This is a genomic window from Yoonia sp. 2307UL14-13 (assembly GCF_037572755.1).
Lineage (GTDB): Bacteria > Pseudomonadota > Alphaproteobacteria > Rhodobacterales > Rhodobacteraceae > Yoonia.
The window spans coordinates 1,397,407-1,414,367 of sequence record NZ_JBBIFZ010000001.1; the positions used below are offsets into that span (position 1 = coordinate 1,397,407).

Genomic DNA, 16,961 nt, shown 5'->3' on the forward strand with positions numbered 1-16,961 from the left:
GGGGTCAGCCGTCGCCTTCGCCACCATCGCCCCAAAGCAGCGCCTGCGCGCCGCCCAGTTTGCTGTGATTGAGGGGACGATATCGCGCGGCGAACGCATCAAGCTCGGGATCCCATGACAGCGCCAGATACGCTTCGACCCAAGCAAGCTGGAAGCTGCGCAGTTCTTCGGTGCCGTCGAAGTAGCTTTGGACCTCACCGGAATATGCCGCACTGCGCTCGCCTGTTTCCAGGTCGGACATGGCAAATTGGACGATCCTGTCCAGCGCGTTGTCGCAAACACCTTTTATTGAAACATCCTGTTGTTCCAGCAACGCCGTCGTCACCACCATCGGTGCAATCGCGTGCAGCTGATAGTGCAATGCATATTTCCCCCGCCGCATTTCTTGCGGCAGGCTGCCATCCTCGAGCGCTTCGCATTGCACAAGGCTTGCCGACCAGGCCGACCACCGCAGTGCCACTGGATCGTCGTTTATATCGGCGGATAGGTTGATCGCCAGTGTGGCCCAGCCGCGAAGATTACCAAGGCGGGCGCCGGACGTCGCGTCCTGCTCCCAAAAGATCATCTGCTCGTCAGTGCGGTCCGCCAGCCATGCCTTGATCACATTGCGACGTGCGGGGTTCGTCGAATAGGGGGCGACCTGACGGTAGATGAACCCGAAACCGGCAAGCCGCGCACCGATCGATAGGTTGGCGGTATAGCTGCCCAGTTCGGACAGCGCGTCGGCCTCGGCCCATGTAGCCATATGATCGATCACGCAGTCGGCACGGGCAACTTGATGATCCTCGCCCTCGGTGACCATGTTCGCCTCTTGCACCAGATCGCGCAGAAATGCCTCGATCGGTTCCAGCGCATCGTTGACGGCGGCATTGCTTTCGACGTCGATGTCAGAGCGGCTTTCGCTGTTGTCCTTGTAGCGACTGCCGTAGTTGAGCGTCACGACCGGTTCAGGCACTGGCGGGCAGACGAAATCACCTTCATCAGCCGTTGCAGGCATCGCGAGGCCGGTGGCGACAATCGACGCGATCAAGATCGGATGCGGTTTCATGATCCATCTCCCAAATTAATGAGCGAGGTGATCGCCCGCGCCTTTTCAGACCCGTTCTCAGCCGCTCGTTCAAGCCAGATGAGCGCGGCATCCGGATCAGGCTCGGTGCCGATGCCGAAAGCCAGGGCATAGCCGAATTCGGCCATTGCGGTGGTGTCACCACCTTCGGCGGCGCGGTTCATCCATGTTGTTGCATCGACAAGATCAGCGGCGACAGACGCATTGTCGCGCAGATGGACTGCGTAGGCGCGCATCGCGAACACATCGCCGTTCTCTGCCGCGACCCTGTAGATTTCAGGCATGTCGATGAATTGATCAATCGCCGCCTGCGCCACTGGATCAGCCCGACGATAGCGTCCCAGATAACCTTCGAGAACGGTACGATCGGGATTGTCCGTCGCGCTAGCCAGCATCGCGGCGGCTTCTTCCGGTTTATAGGTCGGCGCATCGACGGCCACCAACAACTCAAAAAGCCCACGCGCCGCCGACGGATCACCCAACGCATATGCGTCCTCGAAATAGGTTTGCGCAATAAAGGCTGCGTCCGGGCTCGCAACATTCAGATGCGATCGGGCGAGGTCCGTCATCGCCCACGCATTCCGATCGACGAGGTGTTTGGCGATGTCCATCCAGCGCAGGGCCTCGTCTTTGTCTCCTAGGGCCAGCGCGAGGTCCGACATCGTCATGACATTCTTGTAGTCGCACGGCATCACGCCGACGGCGCGTGATAGATATGCGGATCGCGCATCAGGTTCTAAAAACGGAATGGCGAAGACCAACGCATCGAAATCCCCATTGGCATCGATGATATCCGCGAACTGTTCAAACGTGTCGCGCCCTGTCGGATCGTTGATATCCAGCGATGCGATCAGGCGGATCGCTGCACCCTCGCCCGCTTGTGCCGGTTCGTTCAAGAGGCGCCGCACCTCATCGCTGCTTTCCTCAATCGTGGAATCGTAGCTTAAAAGCGCCTCCGCCAAAGCCAAAGCCGCTGGTGTCCCGGAATTGCGGTATTCCTTGCGCAAGAGATCAATCGCCGCCAGTCGCTCGAGCGGGCTTTGCGCCAGTTCCAGTTCGAGTTTGGCAAGCGCCTGGAGCACTTGCGAATACTGCCCCGAATATTCCTCCCAAAAGGCGCGCATTTCAGGCGTGGCGCGATCGTAGAATTCTAAGAATTTCAGATAACTGGCCAGTGACTTAGGCCGTCCATACAGCGCCTGCGATTGGATAGTCGCGACGGTCAGCGGATCATCCTCGGCGTTCAATGCGATCAACTGGTTCGCCGAGATTTCAATATTGGCTGAATCGGTCGATGCCTCGATGGCACGCCAATGCGTGGCCTCTGCCAAACGTGGACTGTCAATAGCCTGACACATGAACGCCGCATGTAGATGTTTGGTCGGTGTCACGCCCCCGAACGCAGAGACTGTGTGACTCAGAAGGTCGACTGCCCGTTCGAAGTTTTCGGGATCGTCGCGCTGGCTGATCAATATCTGGGCCAGCTTGCTCATCGCATCCATGTCGCCCAGATCAACTGCTTTTTCCAACAGCGCGATCGCTTCGAACTCACCCGCCCAGCGTCCTTCTCGGTCAAGGGTATCTTGTGCGAGGCGGGTGAACGCCCAGGCGGGGGCGTCATCCAGCGCGGCCAAAGCCTTCAAAGCCTCGAACCTCTCATCATCCAGATCGGGATAGGTATTCGCATGGGTTTCCAGAAACAAGGTCAGGCGGGTCAGGCCCGGACGACCGCCAACCGACGCCGCATCGCGATACAGCGCAAGCGTTCGGTCCAGATCACGTTCGACCAGCGACCCCGTTTCGTACAACCGCCCGAGCGCGATCTGCGCAAAGGGGAGACCAGCATCAGAGGCCTGCTGCAGATATTCCACAAGAACGGCATTGTTCTTTTCGAAACCTTCGGCCTCCATATGATATTCGACGACTTTCCATGCCGCGTTGGCATCACCCAAATCGGCCGTGAAACGGAACCAGTCATGGGCCAGTTGAACATTCCGCGCAACGACGTCACCGTTGTGGAATTCGCGCGCGATCCGCGCGGTGCGATCACAGATGGTCGGGTTGAGTTCGCCCACAAGCGCACCGAACGCCATCGTCACCGCAAGGTCCGTCGGCACATCCCAGCCCTGCGGCGCATTGCCATCCAAAGCCATCTTGCTCAGAGTCAGCAACGCATCCGCATTGCCCGAATGTCCCGCTTCCAACAGCAGTTGATTTGCACGTTCCGCATCGCGCGGCACGCCGATCCCCTCGCGATAGAAACGGGACAGCGCGTTTTTCAAACGCGGTGATAATTCGTCAGCCTCGGCGGCGAGTTGCGCGACCAGTTGCTGTGCCGCGATGCCTTCGAAATCACCCGCCGCCTCCATCGCCCCGATCCGGGCAAGCAATGCGTTGTTACCGGCAAAGCTGGGATCGGCTTCGGCGATGCGGGTGATCAGGGCGTCGATCGTATCGAACCAGGCCCGCCCGTCGATGTTCTGAAGGCGACTTATATCGCGCTTGATCAGCGGAATGCTGATATCCGGCAACGCGCCACCGTCCCAACCGGACCAAAAGGCGACGGTGTCTTCATCGCTTTCACGTGGAATGCAGATGGCCGACGGTGCCAAATCCGGGGGGCGAAACTCCAGCGCGATGCGCTCCTCTTGCGCAAGCACGACCAGTGGATTTAGCGTCATGCCAACCGCCAGTGTCGCTTTGAGTTTGGATAACAGCACGCCCATGGCCCGCCCTCCCAGAGGTCTACTTCAAATACATGTTCGACGTGGCAATCGCGGCGTAATCGCCGCCCGCCTCGGTCAGGATGATCGAGACGCCAGACCGGCGCACCAGTTTAACCTGCTCGACCGAAGCCAGCGTCTCACCATTCGCCCTCACCTGAAAATCAAGCGTCAAAGGCGCCCGCAGTGCCACAGATGATCCGCTCATGGCGTCGATGTCGCTGATGGCCGTCTGATCCGCTGCCGGCACGAATAACTCGACGTCATCAACCCCCGACAGATTGTAGAAGGTCACGTCGGATTTGGCCGGATCGAGAGTGATCGCATCGGTCAGGATCTCGGGCTCTTGCCCCTCGAGCATCACGATAGTGTAGTGTGAATTCGGGGCCACCTCCAACAAGGTGGTGGCGTCCGATGAGGTGATGGAAACCTCGCCCGGCATGACGTTCACATAGTCAGAAACCCCGTCATCGATATCCCGGATTGTCGTATCGTTGACTGCGACGAAGGTTTCGCCCGGCGCTAGTATCCGGACGAAGCTGGAATTGGGATCGAAGACATCTTCGTACAAACCATCATCGTTGGCCAGAACCGGGCCAGCAGACGAAACAACAATAACGCAAAAGAAATGTTTGAGAACTTTCATGAATCTTCCTTTCTGTTTGATGTGCAGGCATGGACTGTCGGGGGGGACGCAAAGCGCTGCGTCATCGTGAAATCCATCGAAACCGCGCCATCGGGCCAAAGACCCGATAACGGCATGTAGAAACGTCCGGTCCGCGTCAGCCGCTCACCCCGGACGATCGTTTTGGTCCGTTCCAATCCCTCGGACGACCGGAAACGAAAATCCGCGGAAAGACCAATGGACTTGTTCGTGTCGACCAAGAGCGTATCATTTAACCCAAGATCATAAGCAGCCAAATCCACCGTCAGGCTGGTTAGGTCATCGGCGACATCAGCCTGCAGTTCCATCGTGCAGGACCGCCCCGCCGCTGCAATCAATTCCCGCATGGGTTGATCACCGAATTGGGCGAGGTTGTTGTAGATCGGATTTTCCCAAATCAGAAATTTGGGGCGGGTGTCCTGAAACTCGGGCGAAGTCAGATAGGAAATCATCGCCCCATATTGGTTGCCGCCGGTGATCGCATAATTGACGACCTCCAGTTGGCTGTATTCAGCCAGAAAGCCTGGAAAGTTATTGATCGGGCTGTCAGAGAACGATGTACCGACAAGGGCAATGGGCACGGCATCTTCGCCGTCACCGAACAGATCCAACCCGCCGCTTATGTCCAGATTCCCGGATTGTTGGGTTTCATAGGTCATCGTCACGGCCTCGGGCAGAGTGTCGACGCAATGCTGTTGCAGGATGCGGCGCATGCCGGAAAAGGCGATATCGGTGTCTTGCGGGGAGGTTTCGAACGTCGTGGGCGTCAAATCGGCGTACGATGGATGCGCCTTGATGACGTCGGCGATCGCCTTGGCCGTTTCGCGGGCACCGCTAGCTGACCAGTGAAAATCGGCCTTGAAAAATGCCGGGTCATCCTGCGGCGCGCCCAGCATCGCCGTGCGTGCGTCCACCGTCAGGACGCCCGCATCGGACAGACGCTGCAATATCTCATCATGCACGAATGTCGCGATTTCCAGATCGAAACCATAAAGCGGTGCTTCGTCCGGTAAATGGTCCGGCATCGTCACACTTTTCGTCGGGATTGGTACGTAGATCAGCGTCGTTCCGTTCGCAGCCAATGCTTCGGACAGTTCGGCCAAGGATGCGACGGTCTGATCAGAAAACGGGTGGTTCATGCGCAAATCCGCGTTGATGCGAAAGAAAACGCCATCTTTCCCCTCGATGGAGGGCAATTCACGGTTCTGTTCCAGGCCTGAACAGCCAAAATTCGACTCCGCCATCGCGGGCGCGGCCATAAGTAGCGCCGCGCAGGATAATCCGATCGTCTTGGGTATCATCATTCCACCCTCTCGTTCTGCAATGTCGTTTGACGCGCCATCGCCTCGGCCAGCATTGCTTCCAGGTTTTGGGCGACGATGCGGGTCTGAAGCGATTCCGACGCGCGTGCGGTTGCCAGATAAGCCTGCACATTCACCAGATCATCGCGGGTGTGCTGATGGTCTTGTAGAATGGCGAGCGACTGGTCCAGTGACAGTTCAGCAGCCAATTCACCGTTCAAATTGGCCAGAAGAACGTCGACTTCATCATAAAGCGGCCCGAAAGGCACCTGCCGCCAGTGATAGCGCACCAGCGCATCTGCGGCTGCACTATTACCGGCATTGGCATAGGCGACGACGATGCTTTTCAGCAGAGCCAACCGCTGTGGACTGACATCGGTCGGGTCGATCTGATCAAGGAATCGGATCATGTTTACGATCGCCCCGCCACGCCCCGTCGCCGCGGCGACGCCATAGTAATGTGCAATGTCGGCGGCCCGCGGTTGGGTCGCGAACTTTTCCAGATGCTGCGCGAACCGCAAGGCAGCGAAACCGTCACCTAGATCGGCCAGGCGACGCATCTGACCGGTCGACACAGCGCCTTTTTGCGCAAGACGGCGGCGGGCCTCCACCAAATCGTCGGACGGCAGTTGCCACCACGCGGTAATCCCCGGAGTCATGACCACCGTGATCCGGTGAGGTGCGATAGGTTCATCGTCAGTCTCGGCACCGACCGGCATGCACAACGCGAGCGACAGGCACAAGGCGAGCGGAAGACTACGCATTCTCATCACCATCTGTTGTGACAGCTTCGAACAATGCAGGGTCACTCAGATACCTTACTGGAAACTCCCAGATCACGACGGGCGGGAGCGCGGCGGGGTCGATACTATCAAGGAACGCCTGCATCGGCGCGATCGGGCCCTGCCCCTCGGTCGCGTAATTTACGACGTCGGTGTCGAGGGACAGTTTCAGCGCAGCAAGAAAACTCCACCGTGGATTGGCGGAATAGCTGGTACCGACAAGCGCAATGGCAGCCGGGCCATCGGTGCCGAACAGATCCAGCGCACCGTCATTGTCGCTGATAGTTTCAACGGCCTTGTATGGGATGATCCGCTCTTCGGGCAGACCGATAAGGGGGGCCAAGCCGTCCGAGGTCACAAATGTTACCAGATCGCCGGTAAAGGGTTGTTCCGGTTGCACTTCCCGGACAAATCTGACCTGGCCACGACCGATGACATCAGAGGCCGCAACCGTCTGTGCGACCGCTGAAGCACCTTGGACCGTCCAATGCGTGTCGGTGGCAAAAAAGGCTCGATCAAGCCCGACCAATGCAGGGCGTGTATCTACATATGCGATCCCGGCGTCACCCAACGCTTTCAGAAATTCATCATAGGTCAGTGCCATCCGGCCTACGGCATCGTCCGACCCGGAACGTGCAGCGTCGATCTCTAACTTGGCGGGTAATGGTACAACGACCAGAGCGCTGCCCACGGCCTGTAAGTCAGCTTCGGCGCGGGCGATCCAGTCAATCGTCTCGGACAATGGCAAGCCCGCGCTTGCATCGCGGAACTCTTCGTCGCTGAACAGCCACCCATCCCGCCCGGTGACAACTCCGTCGCGACCTTCGTTCAACAGGGCATACCGCGCTGCTCCGACCCAGCTGACGGCGACATCGCGATGCGGCAGGTTCGACCGATAAATGCCGTCCAATTCTTGCGCAAAGGCGCCTTTCATCACCCCCTCGACCGGTGGCGGAGCGACATCACCTGTCACCAGCGTATAGTTGGCGAAGGCGGTATAACCGAAGAATGCGGCGGGGATCAGTGTCTTGATGGCGATTTGCGATGACATGACGAACCTCCGATCAGAATTGAAAGTAAAGGAAGGGTGAAAAACTCTGCTCAGCCAGCTTCAGGACTGTCAGTGCCCCGATCGACATGATCGCAAGCGTCAGCGCCATCTGCATGATCGTCGCTTGGGCGGCCGTCCCATCAGCGTTGACGACCATGCCGTCGCCTGGTCGACGCAAGGCCGCGCTGATATGTGGCTCGGCGAATGCCACACAGGCGGCTAACATCATGAACATCACACTTTCGCGGGTAGCGGCGAACCAGGCGTCGGGGTCGCCGATCAGCCCGTTCAGGCCGATCATGCCGCGATAGACCTCAAACGCTTCGGTCACATTGACGGCACGAAACATCACCCAGCCAATCAGAACAAAAAGCAGCGTCAGCGGCAGCGCGAACCAATGGTTTGCGGCCTTGCGATCCCAGCCCAAATACCGCTCCGAAGCAAGCAACCCGCCATGCCAAAAGCCCCACAGAACAAAGGTCCAATTCGCCCCGTGCCAAAGGCCACCCAGCACCATGACCGTCATCAGGTTGAAATAAGTCCGCCCCGGCCCTTTCCGGTTTCCCCCTAGCGAGATGTAGAGATAATCACGCAGCCAATTCGACAACGATATATGCCAGCGCCGCCAGAATTCGGTGATCGACCGGCTGATATAAGGAAAGCGGAAGTTTTCGAGGAAATTGAATCCCATCATCTTGCCCAGCCCGATCGCCATATCGCTGTAGCCCGAAAAATCGAAATAAAGCTGCAGCATGTAAGCAACCGCACCAGCCCAGGCGAGTGCCATTCCCGGGTTGTCGGTCGCAAAGGCAAGATCGGCCAGCGGGGCGACGGCATCCGCAAGGATCACCTTTTTGGCGAGCCCGATCAGGAAACGGGTCAGGCCATCGCAGAACAACTCCAACGAATGATCGCGCTGACGGAACTGATCCTCCAAATCCTTGTAGCGCAGGATCGGCCCCGCGATCAGCTGTGGGAAAAGGGCGATAAAGGCGGCGAAATCGACGAATTTCGCATCCGCTTTCGCATCACCGCGATGGACATCGATCAGATAGCTGAGCGCCTGGAAGATGTAGAAAGAAATCCCGATCGGCAGGATCAGCCGCCAGTGAATACCCAGACCGGCCGCATCGGTTCCAAGCAACGTCGCAAAGCTGTCGAGGAAGAAGTTGAGGTATTTGAAGATCACTAATGCGCCCAGACAACCAATTACCCCGATTGCTAGGTAGGTTCGGCCACGCGCGGTGCCGCGATACTGACCGATCTTCTGGCCAACCAAATATGTAAAGACGGTGGTCAGGAACAACAGCCCGAGGAAATCGACACGCCACCATGCATAGAAGACATAAGATCCCAGCAAGATCGGATAGGACCGATAACTTACCGGCGTAAGGTAATAAGCAAGCAGAAATAGCGGTAGAAACAGAAACAGAAACGACTCCGATGAAAAAACCATCCTAGCTTTCCCCCCCGAAATCGCAGGCGTCGCCTGATCCGCCAAATGCCTCGATACCGCCTACGGTGAAGCGCAAGTCATCATCACCCGTCAGGTCGCGCATGATCCTGTTCGCTTCGCTCGACAAGTCACCCTCGACGAGACGCGGAAACTGCCCCCTCAGATCGTTCTGGCGCAATGTCAGCATATGTGCCGAGGCGGAGGCGACCCCAACGCGGTTCCCGGCAAAGACATTCTCAGTCACCAGCGTTTCGTTGCCGTTCGGTTGATCCGCGATCAGCAGTCCGGCGCTATGATTACCGAAAACGCGATTGGCCGCGATGGTCGCATTGCGCCCTGTCCGCAGCTCGATTCCCTTTTTTCTGTTCTCCATAGCCAAGTTGTCGATGATCCTCGTGCAGTCAGCCCGGTTGACCGAAATGCCGACACCTGCATTCCGCCACAGAACATTGTGCTGCAAAGTGGTGTCCCGACTGCCGCGCGTAACGACGACGCCCGTCGTTTCATTGTCGAAGATAAAGTTACCTGTGACCTGCGAACCCGTCGCACCATCCGTCACCTTGATTGCTGCACTGCCAACCGTTTTCGTCAGTAGATTCCGCCGGACTACGACCCCGGATGTTCTATTCAGCGCCAAACCTGCATGCGTACCGCCAGTGAGAATATTCCCTTCTACATAGGCCCCGGGCGCGCCAAGCAGCGTCACCTGGCCGATATCACGCAACACGCTGTCGATGATGAATGACTGCCCGATCGGTGGATAAAGGCCCTTATTCACGACAGACAGGCCGGTGAACGCCGACGCCTTGCTGAAGCCAAGGTTTTCGATCAGCGCATGCGATATCTGGGCAATGCCGGAACCAGCCGTAACGACAAAGGGCGCGTAGTCCGGTACGATCGGGTTCGGATCACCCGCAGCGCTGATCCCCCCGCCGTCCACAATCAGGGTGCCCAGGTTCAACAGAAAGGCACCATCCGTGCGACTTAATTGCAGCATCGCGCCGTTAGATACGATCAGTCGGGCACCATCCAAAACCACTAACGGTACCCGCAACATGTCATCGGTCCAAAGCTTTTCAGCGGTCGGCTGTTCGGCTATCCAAGCGATGATCTCGGGCAAAGTGATCGAGCCATGCTGGATCGCGATCACCTGCGGCGCATCCGCGGGTTGCGCCCGCACGACCGTCAGTTGGTCATTGGTTCCGGCAAAAATCGACAACTGCACCAAGGCGACACGCAGATCAATCATTTGCAGCTTGGCCGGTGGCATCTGCGCCAAATCCGGCGGCACGAACGCACCGTCGATCGGCGGCAGAACTGCATCCAGCGCAGGTTCTGACAGGACGGCAACATCACTTGCGTCGGCCAGGGGTGCGCCAAGCTGGGACATCGCAACCACCATTTGATCACGCAACACCTCGTAATCGCCCTGCGGCTGGGCCGTTGCCACAGACAGCGACACGAAGAACCCGAAGAGGAGTTGCGCGACCAACTTAGCCATTGGACACATCATCCACATGCAGCTCAGGCGCCATCGTGCCATTCATGGTGACCAGAAGAACCTCGGCGCAATCATTGGACTTGTTGGTCAGGCCGAACCGTTCGTTCACTTCTAGCAGCACGCGCTCTCCGCTGCCCAGCTTGCGTCGGCTGAACCCATCGAACACCTCAAGATCACCGCGTCCGGCGATAATCTGGCGACCGGGCAGTGGGTCGATATTGATCGAGGCGCTTGGGTTTATCTTGAGCACCATCATCTCATAGTCCGGCGAGGTCAGAACCGACTGGCTTTGCCCCCAGACATGTTCGCGCTGCAGATGCTGATGGGATTCCCGGCGCGCCTCGTCACGCAAAGTCTCGGTCACTTTCTTGACGTCCTGGCATTTGCCACGCGCCGTCACCAACACGGCGTCTGGCGTATCGACCACGATGACATCCGACATGCCGACGACAGCGACCAACCGATTGTCCGACCGGACCAGTGAATTGGTCGTACCGATCGACAGGACATCACCCTGACATACATTGCCCGCCTCGTCCGGATCGCCGATGGCATGCATCGAAGTCCAGCAACCTACATCGCTCCATTCAACGTCGATGGGGGCAAGCGCGACCAAATCGCTTTGCTCGAAAATGATCCGCTCGGTCGGTTCGCTTGTCGCCCGGCGAAAGCTGTCGGGATGCAACAGAAGACCGGTATATCCTTGCTCGCCCTTGTCGATGGCATGGCGCACCGCCGCATGCGTGCCGCTGTCCAGCCGTGCAAATTCCTTGATGATGGTCGCGGAACTATAAAGTGAAATGCCGGAAGCCCAATAGGCACTACCGCTTTGCATCAGCGCATTGGCATGGGATAATGGCGGTTTCTCGACGAATTGCGCCACCCGGTGCAGTCCGTCATAAGTGCTAAATCGTCCGCCATCCGAGATATAGCCATATCCGGTTTCCGGGTAGGTCGGTTTGATGCCGAATGTGACGATCCGCCCATCCGTCGCCGCCTTGCGCATGGCCAGGATCGGTGTGTTCAGGTTGCCTTGGATGATGTGATCGGATGGCAGAACCAACATCAGCGCACCGGGTGCTTCTTCTTCGATCAGCATCGCTGCCGCCAACACGGCGGGTCCCGTATTTCGCGCCATCGGTTCGCAGATGATCTGCGCGTCGCATTGGATTTCCTGCAACTGACGCGCCACTAGTTTTGCATGTTTGGCAGCTGTCACGACAATCGGCCGCCCAAAGCCCTTGATGCGGTGTCGCTGGACCGTCGCCTGAAAGAATGTCAGCGATCCTTTTCCAGCGACGGGCTGAAATTGCTTCGGGCTTTGCGTGCGTGACATCGGCCAAAGGCGCGATCCGGTGCCGCCGCAAAGAATAACCGGTCTGATATCTTCCATCACGTTTCCATCCTCGTTTTCGTGCGCGGTCGGTGGTCAGACCTCATTGCGTTTCAGGTTCCGAAAATGTCGGTCCAAAGGCGGGTCATACCGCTAGGCACCACGTCGCGACGAAAGCGCAGACGTGCGGTTTCACCCAGATCCAGCGGGGTGGCGTTGCTATCGCTGATACGCAGATCAGCGGTGACAAAATCCCTGCCGGGCTGCGCTTCTGACGTGTCGGTCAACGAAAGATTGACCGGTATGATACGTCCGTCGGGGAATTCCAGTTCGGGCGCGTCCCCCGCCAAAAGACGCGCGACACCTTCATATGTGATATCCACTTTGGCGTGCGGCGCGGCATCGGTCGCGATCAACTGAACCAGCGGCGTTCCAGCCAGAACGGTGGCCCCCTCATAAAAGTCCGATAGCGGACTGATCTCGCATTCGCAGGGCATCTGTACGCTCAGCAAGGTGCCCGAATTGGATCCGATCGAATAGATGACATCACCTGCATTGGCATCGCCATTGACATACGTGATCTGCCCCGCCGCGGTGGCCCGCAACGTGTCACCGTCCTGCGCGATGACGACCGGTCGCGGCTCATACCGAAAAGCGAAACGATCGACGACCACATTGGCGGCGAGCACGACCAAGCCTACGCTGAGACCGATCAGGACAGTCCCGCGCAATGTGTCACGCACGCGCGTCGCAAAGCTACGCTTCGGCGCCGCACTCTTTTCTTTGACGTCGGTCGGACCCGCATATTCCATGAATCGCCCGACTGTAACCAGATCACCGGCCAAATGGCTGTTCAGGATGTATCGTAACGGGGCCAGGTGGCTTCCTGTAGGGTCGCAAAATACCAATTCAAACTCGGCCGTGTCATCCTCTCCGACTTTCCAGATGTCGGCGACCACAAAAAGATTGACCGAAAAGCCTTCGAAATCGAAGGTCAGGATGATATGCCGCTTGCGCCAATGCGCACCGGGGCCCAAAAGACCCGAAACCCGGGCATTGGTCACTGAAAGCGACGTCCCTTCCATCCGGCGGTCACCGATATGAGCGCTGAAAGGCACTTGAAGCTGCGGATGCTCATTTTCATAGATGAACGCACCCGGAACTTGTTGTTCCGTCTGTAACCTTGCTTGGCTTTCGGTCTTCATGTCTTCACTTTCTCGGTTCGGGCGCGGCTAAAGCACGCCTGTCAGATACAGGACGCCGATCGTCAGCCATCCCATGGTCAAAAGATGCATGTAAGAAGATGAGGCCGCGACCAGCCGCGCGCCCAAGGGCTGCGGCGTCGTGGTGCGGGTCTTGCTTGCCTGCCGCGTCCATTTCTGACGGTCGAGCCGGAAGAGCACATAGCTTTTGACGGCGGCACCGAAGAGCTGGCTAAAGTACAAAAGGCCCGTATATGTGATGGGGAACGACCGTCCGCGGAACAGACAGATCGCCGTGCAGAACATGTACCGGGTCAGCATGACCCACGCGATATAGGCGGGGATCACCATCGGATCGAACGTCACGGCCACGGCAAGAACGCAAAGCGGCCCGGCAAGCGTTGTCCAGATCGACAACCGCTGATCGAGAATCGACCACCAGGTGAACGCCCCGATCCGCGACACCGACAATTCCAGCGCCCGCCCGTTGGTGCGCAACATATTTCCAAACCAGCGCACCATCAGCGCCGCCGCGCTGCCAACAAATGAGGGCTTCGGCTGTACCTCCATCGAGGAGCTGGCGACATCAGGCAGATACGCCATCTCATACCCGTTCTTCATCAGCCAGAACCACGTCGATTTATCATCGCCCGTCAGAAAGTTGACGCGCCCCAGCCGCCAATGATCGATGTAATCGTTCTGCACGGCGCTGATGAAATCCGGATTCGTGGCGAGGTCCGCGCGGAAAACCGACATGCGCCCGGTCAGGGTCAGCACGCGGTTGCTCAACCCCATCGAACACATCATCACCTGCCGCTGGTCGAACCGCAGTTCGAACCAATCCTTGAACAGGCCGGGCTGCGGGATATCGACCCGCTCGTCCGTGGTCAGCGCACCGACTTTCCGATCAGTGAAGACAGGAGCCGATTGAGAAACAATATCCTCAGGGACGCAACTATCACCATCGACGAAAATAACGATGTCATGCGGCGTCGGGCATTCGCGTGCGATCAGGTTCAGCGATTTGGCCAGCGCGTCGCGCTTGCCAGTGCCGGGAATGCGGTCGACGATCAGCTTCACCCCCGACATATCGACCGGCATTGATGCATAAATCTGCTGGATCAGCCGCACATCGGCGCCATCTACCACAGAGGACACGATGGTGGCGCCATTCTCGGATTTTGCGGCGGCGAGAAAGACGCTGCGATAGACCGGAATCGTGACTTTGGTGTCGATCTTGTAAGATGTCGTGAGAAAGAAAGCATGCGCGCGCTGCGGTTGCGCCGCATAGGCGGCATGGGCGCGGGCCTTTCTTTTCGGATAAGCGAAACGGCGAAAGATTACCGCACGGGTGAAATTGATCGCCGCCCAGCTATACCGCCACATTCCTAAAACGCCGATGATGAACACCGCCTGCTTGGCTTCACCCAAAAGACCAGGCGGAACCAATGAGGCCAACAATACGATGACCGACAGATATGCGAGGTGCGACAGCATCAGGCGACTACCAACAAATTCCGTCGTAACCGCCACCCGTCACCAGATCACGATTGATCCGGGTCAAGTCCACCATCGGTTTCGACTTCGACGCATCACCCAAGGCGGCGACGGTATCCTTGTATATGTTGCCCACAACGATCGCGTCGGACCGATCGATCAGTTCTTGGAGTTTGGGTACGAGTCGATGTTTCAAGTCGGGCACCACATCATTGCCGCGCCCGGCGGTCGAATTTTCGTTGGCATAGGCCTCGTGCACGAAAGGATCGTAGATCTCGACGCCGATCCCCGATTTGATCAGACGTGACGCCAGTTCTGCCAAGGGGCTTTCACGCATGTCGTCCGTGCCCGGCTTGAAACTGATCCCGACGAATCCAACCTTCCGCGCCGCAGACCGCGCCACCATCGCTTCGGCCTTGGCAATCTGACGTTCATTGGCCTCAAGCACCGCTTCCAGCAAAGGTGCCGGTGTCGCGTTGACCTCAGCCAGATGGCGGAGAGCCCGGACGTCCTTAGGCAGGCACGACCCTCCGAAAGCAAAGCCCGGCCGCATGAAATAGGGCGACATGTTCACCTTGCTGTCTGAACAGAGGATTTCCATGACAGTCTGCCCGTCAAGGCCGCAAGATTTGGCAATGTTCCCAATTTCATTGGCGAAAGTGACCTTCACGGCCCGCCATGTGTTGGAGGTGTATTTGACCATCTCCGCCGTGCGAACATCGACGATATGGATCTTGCAGTTCAAATCCGCATTCAAGGCCGTCAAAATCGCGGCTGTCCGATCTTCCAGCGCGCCAAATACGATCAGTCCAGGATCGTAGTAATCCGCGATCGCCGTGCTTTCGCGCAGAAACTCGGGGTAATACCCGATACCGAAATCCTGCCCTGCGGTTTTGCCGGAAGCGGTTTCGAGGGTCGGTATACAAGTGGTTTCGGTACTGCCGGGCACAATGGTCGACCGTATGATGACCGAGTGGAAAGTCGCTTTGTTGGCCAGCGCCTGACCGATATTGTCGCAAACCTCTGCAACATAGTTCAGGCCGACTGATCCATCCGGCGCACTTGGCGTACCGACGCAAACAAACGACGCCTCGCTTTTGTCGATGGCAAACTGAACATCGCTTGTCGCGGTCAATCGTCCGGCCTTCACGACCTCCGACACGAGCGCATCCAAACCGTTCTCGACGATTGGCGACTGCCCGTTATTGATCGCGTCGATCTTGCCCTGATCGACATCGACGGCGATGACCTGATGTCCATCTTTCGCAAGACATGCCGCCGCGACAACACCGACATATCCAATCCCAAAAATGCTGATTTTCGCCACGTGCCCCACCTATTGCTGCGCACGTTTCCCAATAAACGCGCCTGTCTCCAAACGATGCGGCGATGCAGCAAAAACCGTTAGTCAGGAAAAGCCCTACATTGTAGGGAAATGGCTACCTTTCGCGTAAAATTATCGTAAGACACTGATATTTAAATCATAATTTTCGCTCACCATCGGCAAGATGACGCGACCCATCGACTACTGGCTGTTGTACTGCAACGCAGCAAGTCTGATGAATAAGCAAAAAGATGGATTGGGCTCGACCTAGTTCAGCCAGCCCTGCGCCATCACATAATTGACCAGCCGCGCCCGATCCGGAAGATCGAGTTTCTGGGTCGCGCGCGCCTTATAGGTATCCACAGTCTTGCTGCTGATCTTCAAGTCGAACGCGATCTGCTTGGCGCTCAGTCCTCGCGCAAGCCCGATCAGAACCTCTTTCTCGCGCTCACTAAGAAGGTCGATGTTCGGGGCATCCACCAGCATCGGCTGAAGCTGGCTGCCGAACTCCTTGTCGAAATAGACACCGCCTCCCAACACGACGGTCAACGCAGCCTCAAGGTCTTCAAGGCGGGCTTTCTTCGAGATACAGCCATGAAATCCAGCCTCGATCGCGGCCCGGATCATCGAAAGTGACACTTTGAAACTATAGCCCAGCATCTTGGTCTGCGGATGTGCGATCCGGATCTTTTTGCCGAAATCGTTCATGTCATGTTCTTCGGTCAGCGGCAAATGCGCGGGGTCCAGAAGGAATACATCCGGCAAGACGCGCGCGACTTCGGCACAGATGTTGTCTGTATTATCGACAAAAACGCAGATACGTTCGCCCACGTCGTTCAGGTGGTTGGACAAGACCTCTGCAAGCAGCGGGTTCCGATCCGCAATCAATATTATCTTTCTATCCGATCCAACGACCTTACTTTTAAAGTCGGGCGAATCGATATCCGTAAATTTCGAAGGCATCGATCAAACAGGCTCCCACCGCTATCGTACATGTCCCTCCCCTTCTTCTTCAGATTTTCCCCCTCGTAGATCACAGCCATTTCGATCTGCGCTACTAC

The 16,961-nt window shown here is 57.5% G+C and carries 13 protein-coding genes; all 13 read right to left on the reverse strand.

Annotated elements, in window-relative coordinates; genetic code table 11:
• Positions 1-4 precede the first annotated feature (4 nt).
• Complete coding sequence (locus tag V8J85_RS07225) at positions 5-1,048, reverse strand: alginate lyase family protein (RefSeq protein ID WP_339953005.1); 1,044 nt, start codon at positions 1,046-1,048, stop codon at positions 5-7.
• Complete coding sequence (locus V8J85_RS07230; protein WP_339953006.1) at positions 1,045-3,792, reverse strand: tetratricopeptide repeat protein; 2,748 nt, start codon at positions 3,790-3,792, stop codon at positions 1,045-1,047. The genes V8J85_RS07225 and V8J85_RS07230 overlap by 4 nt, the downstream gene beginning before the upstream one ends.
• A 19-nt stretch (positions 3,793-3,811) precedes the next feature.
• Positions 3,812-4,435 carry an alginate O-acetyltransferase AlgF gene (locus V8J85_RS07235; RefSeq protein WP_339953007.1) on the reverse strand — a complete coding sequence of 208 codons (624 nt, stop codon included), beginning with the start codon at positions 4,433-4,435 and terminating at the stop codon, positions 3,812-3,814.
• The gene (locus tag V8J85_RS07240; RefSeq protein ID WP_339953008.1) at positions 4,432-5,757 is read right to left on the reverse strand and encodes an alginate O-acetyltransferase AlgX-related protein; all 1,326 of its coding nucleotides are present in this window, start codon (positions 5,755-5,757) and stop codon (positions 4,432-4,434) included. Before V8J85_RS07240 ends, V8J85_RS07235 begins: the two co-directional genes overlap by 4 nt.
• The gene (locus V8J85_RS07245; protein ID WP_339953009.1) at positions 5,754-6,518 is read right to left on the reverse strand and encodes a hypothetical protein; all 765 of its coding nucleotides are present in this window, start codon (positions 6,516-6,518) and stop codon (positions 5,754-5,756) included. The genes V8J85_RS07240 and V8J85_RS07245 overlap by 4 nt, the downstream gene beginning before the upstream one ends.
• Positions 6,511-7,587: an alginate O-acetyltransferase AlgX-related protein gene (locus tag V8J85_RS07250; protein ID WP_339953010.1), complete on the reverse strand. Its 1,077-nt coding sequence runs from the start codon at positions 7,585-7,587 to the stop codon at positions 6,511-6,513. Before V8J85_RS07250 ends, V8J85_RS07245 begins: the two co-directional genes overlap by 8 nt.
• Positions 7,588-7,600: 13 nt before the next feature.
• Positions 7,601-9,043 carry an MBOAT family O-acyltransferase gene (locus tag V8J85_RS07255; RefSeq protein WP_339953011.1) on the reverse strand — a complete coding sequence of 481 codons (1,443 nt, stop codon included), beginning with the start codon at positions 9,041-9,043 and terminating at the stop codon, positions 7,601-7,603.
• 1 nt (position 9,044) lies between these two features.
• Positions 9,045-10,544 carry a right-handed parallel beta-helix repeat-containing protein gene (locus V8J85_RS07260; RefSeq protein ID WP_339953012.1) on the reverse strand — a complete coding sequence of 500 codons (1,500 nt, stop codon included), beginning with the start codon at positions 10,542-10,544 and terminating at the stop codon, positions 9,045-9,047.
• Positions 10,537-11,937, reverse strand: a complete 1,401-nt coding sequence (locus tag V8J85_RS07265) for a mannose-1-phosphate guanylyltransferase (protein ID WP_339953013.1) — start codon at positions 11,935-11,937, stop codon at positions 10,537-10,539. The genes V8J85_RS07260 and V8J85_RS07265 overlap by 8 nt, the downstream gene beginning before the upstream one ends.
• 53 nt (positions 11,938-11,990) lie before the next feature.
• On the reverse strand, positions 11,991-13,082 hold the full coding sequence (locus tag V8J85_RS07270) for a hypothetical protein (protein WP_339953014.1): 1,092 nt from the start codon (positions 13,080-13,082) through the stop codon (positions 11,991-11,993).
• Positions 13,083-13,109: 27 nt separating this feature from the next.
• Positions 13,110-14,576, reverse strand: a complete 1,467-nt coding sequence (locus V8J85_RS07275) for a glycosyltransferase (RefSeq protein ID WP_339953015.1) — start codon at positions 14,574-14,576, stop codon at positions 13,110-13,112.
• Between the two features lie 7 nt (positions 14,577-14,583).
• Complete coding sequence (locus V8J85_RS07280) at positions 14,584-15,903, reverse strand: nucleotide sugar dehydrogenase (RefSeq protein ID WP_339953016.1); 1,320 nt, start codon at positions 15,901-15,903, stop codon at positions 14,584-14,586.
• A gap of 264 nt (positions 15,904-16,167) precedes the next feature.
• Entirely contained in the window at positions 16,168-16,863 is a 696-nt protein-coding gene (locus V8J85_RS07285) for a response regulator transcription factor (RefSeq protein ID WP_339953017.1), read from the reverse strand.
• Positions 16,864-16,961: the final 98 nt, after the last annotated feature.

What these genes read in the sequence shown, in the direction of transcription:
- V8J85_RS07270 (WP_339953014.1), bottom strand. Translation starts at nt 13,082, where the DNA reads ATGAAGACCGAAAGCCAAGCAAGGTTACAGACGGAACAACAAGTTCCG.
- V8J85_RS07255 (WP_339953011.1), bottom strand. Translation starts at nt 9,043, where the DNA reads ATGGTTTTTTCATCGGAGTCGTTTCTGTTTCTGTTTCTACCGCTATTT.
- V8J85_RS07285 (WP_339953017.1), bottom strand. Translation starts at nt 16,863, where the DNA reads ATGCCTTCGAAATTTACGGATATCGATTCGCCCGACTTTAAAAGTAAG.
- V8J85_RS07240 (WP_339953008.1), bottom strand. Translation starts at nt 5,757, where the DNA reads ATGATGATACCCAAGACGATCGGATTATCCTGCGCGGCGCTACTTATG.
- V8J85_RS07265 (WP_339953013.1), bottom strand. Translation starts at nt 11,937, where the DNA reads ATGGAAGATATCAGACCGGTTATTCTTTGCGGCGGCACCGGATCGCGC.
- V8J85_RS07225 (WP_339953005.1), bottom strand. Translation starts at nt 1,048, where the DNA reads ATGAAACCGCATCCGATCTTGATCGCGTCGATTGTCGCCACCGGCCTC.
- V8J85_RS07235 (WP_339953007.1), bottom strand. Translation starts at nt 4,435, where the DNA reads ATGAAAGTTCTCAAACATTTCTTTTGCGTTATTGTTGTTTCGTCTGCT.
- V8J85_RS07230 (WP_339953006.1), bottom strand. Translation starts at nt 3,792, where the DNA reads ATGGGCGTGCTGTTATCCAAACTCAAAGCGACACTGGCGGTTGGCATG.
- V8J85_RS07250 (WP_339953010.1), bottom strand. Translation starts at nt 7,587, where the DNA reads ATGTCATCGCAAATCGCCATCAAGACACTGATCCCCGCCGCATTCTTC.
- V8J85_RS07260 (WP_339953012.1), bottom strand. Translation starts at nt 10,544, where the DNA reads ATGGCTAAGTTGGTCGCGCAACTCCTCTTCGGGTTCTTCGTGTCGCTG.
- V8J85_RS07275 (WP_339953015.1), bottom strand. Translation starts at nt 14,576, where the DNA reads ATGCTGTCGCACCTCGCATATCTGTCGGTCATCGTATTGTTGGCCTCA.
- V8J85_RS07245 (WP_339953009.1), bottom strand. Translation starts at nt 6,518, where the DNA reads ATGCGTAGTCTTCCGCTCGCCTTGTGCCTGTCGCTCGCGTTGTGCATG.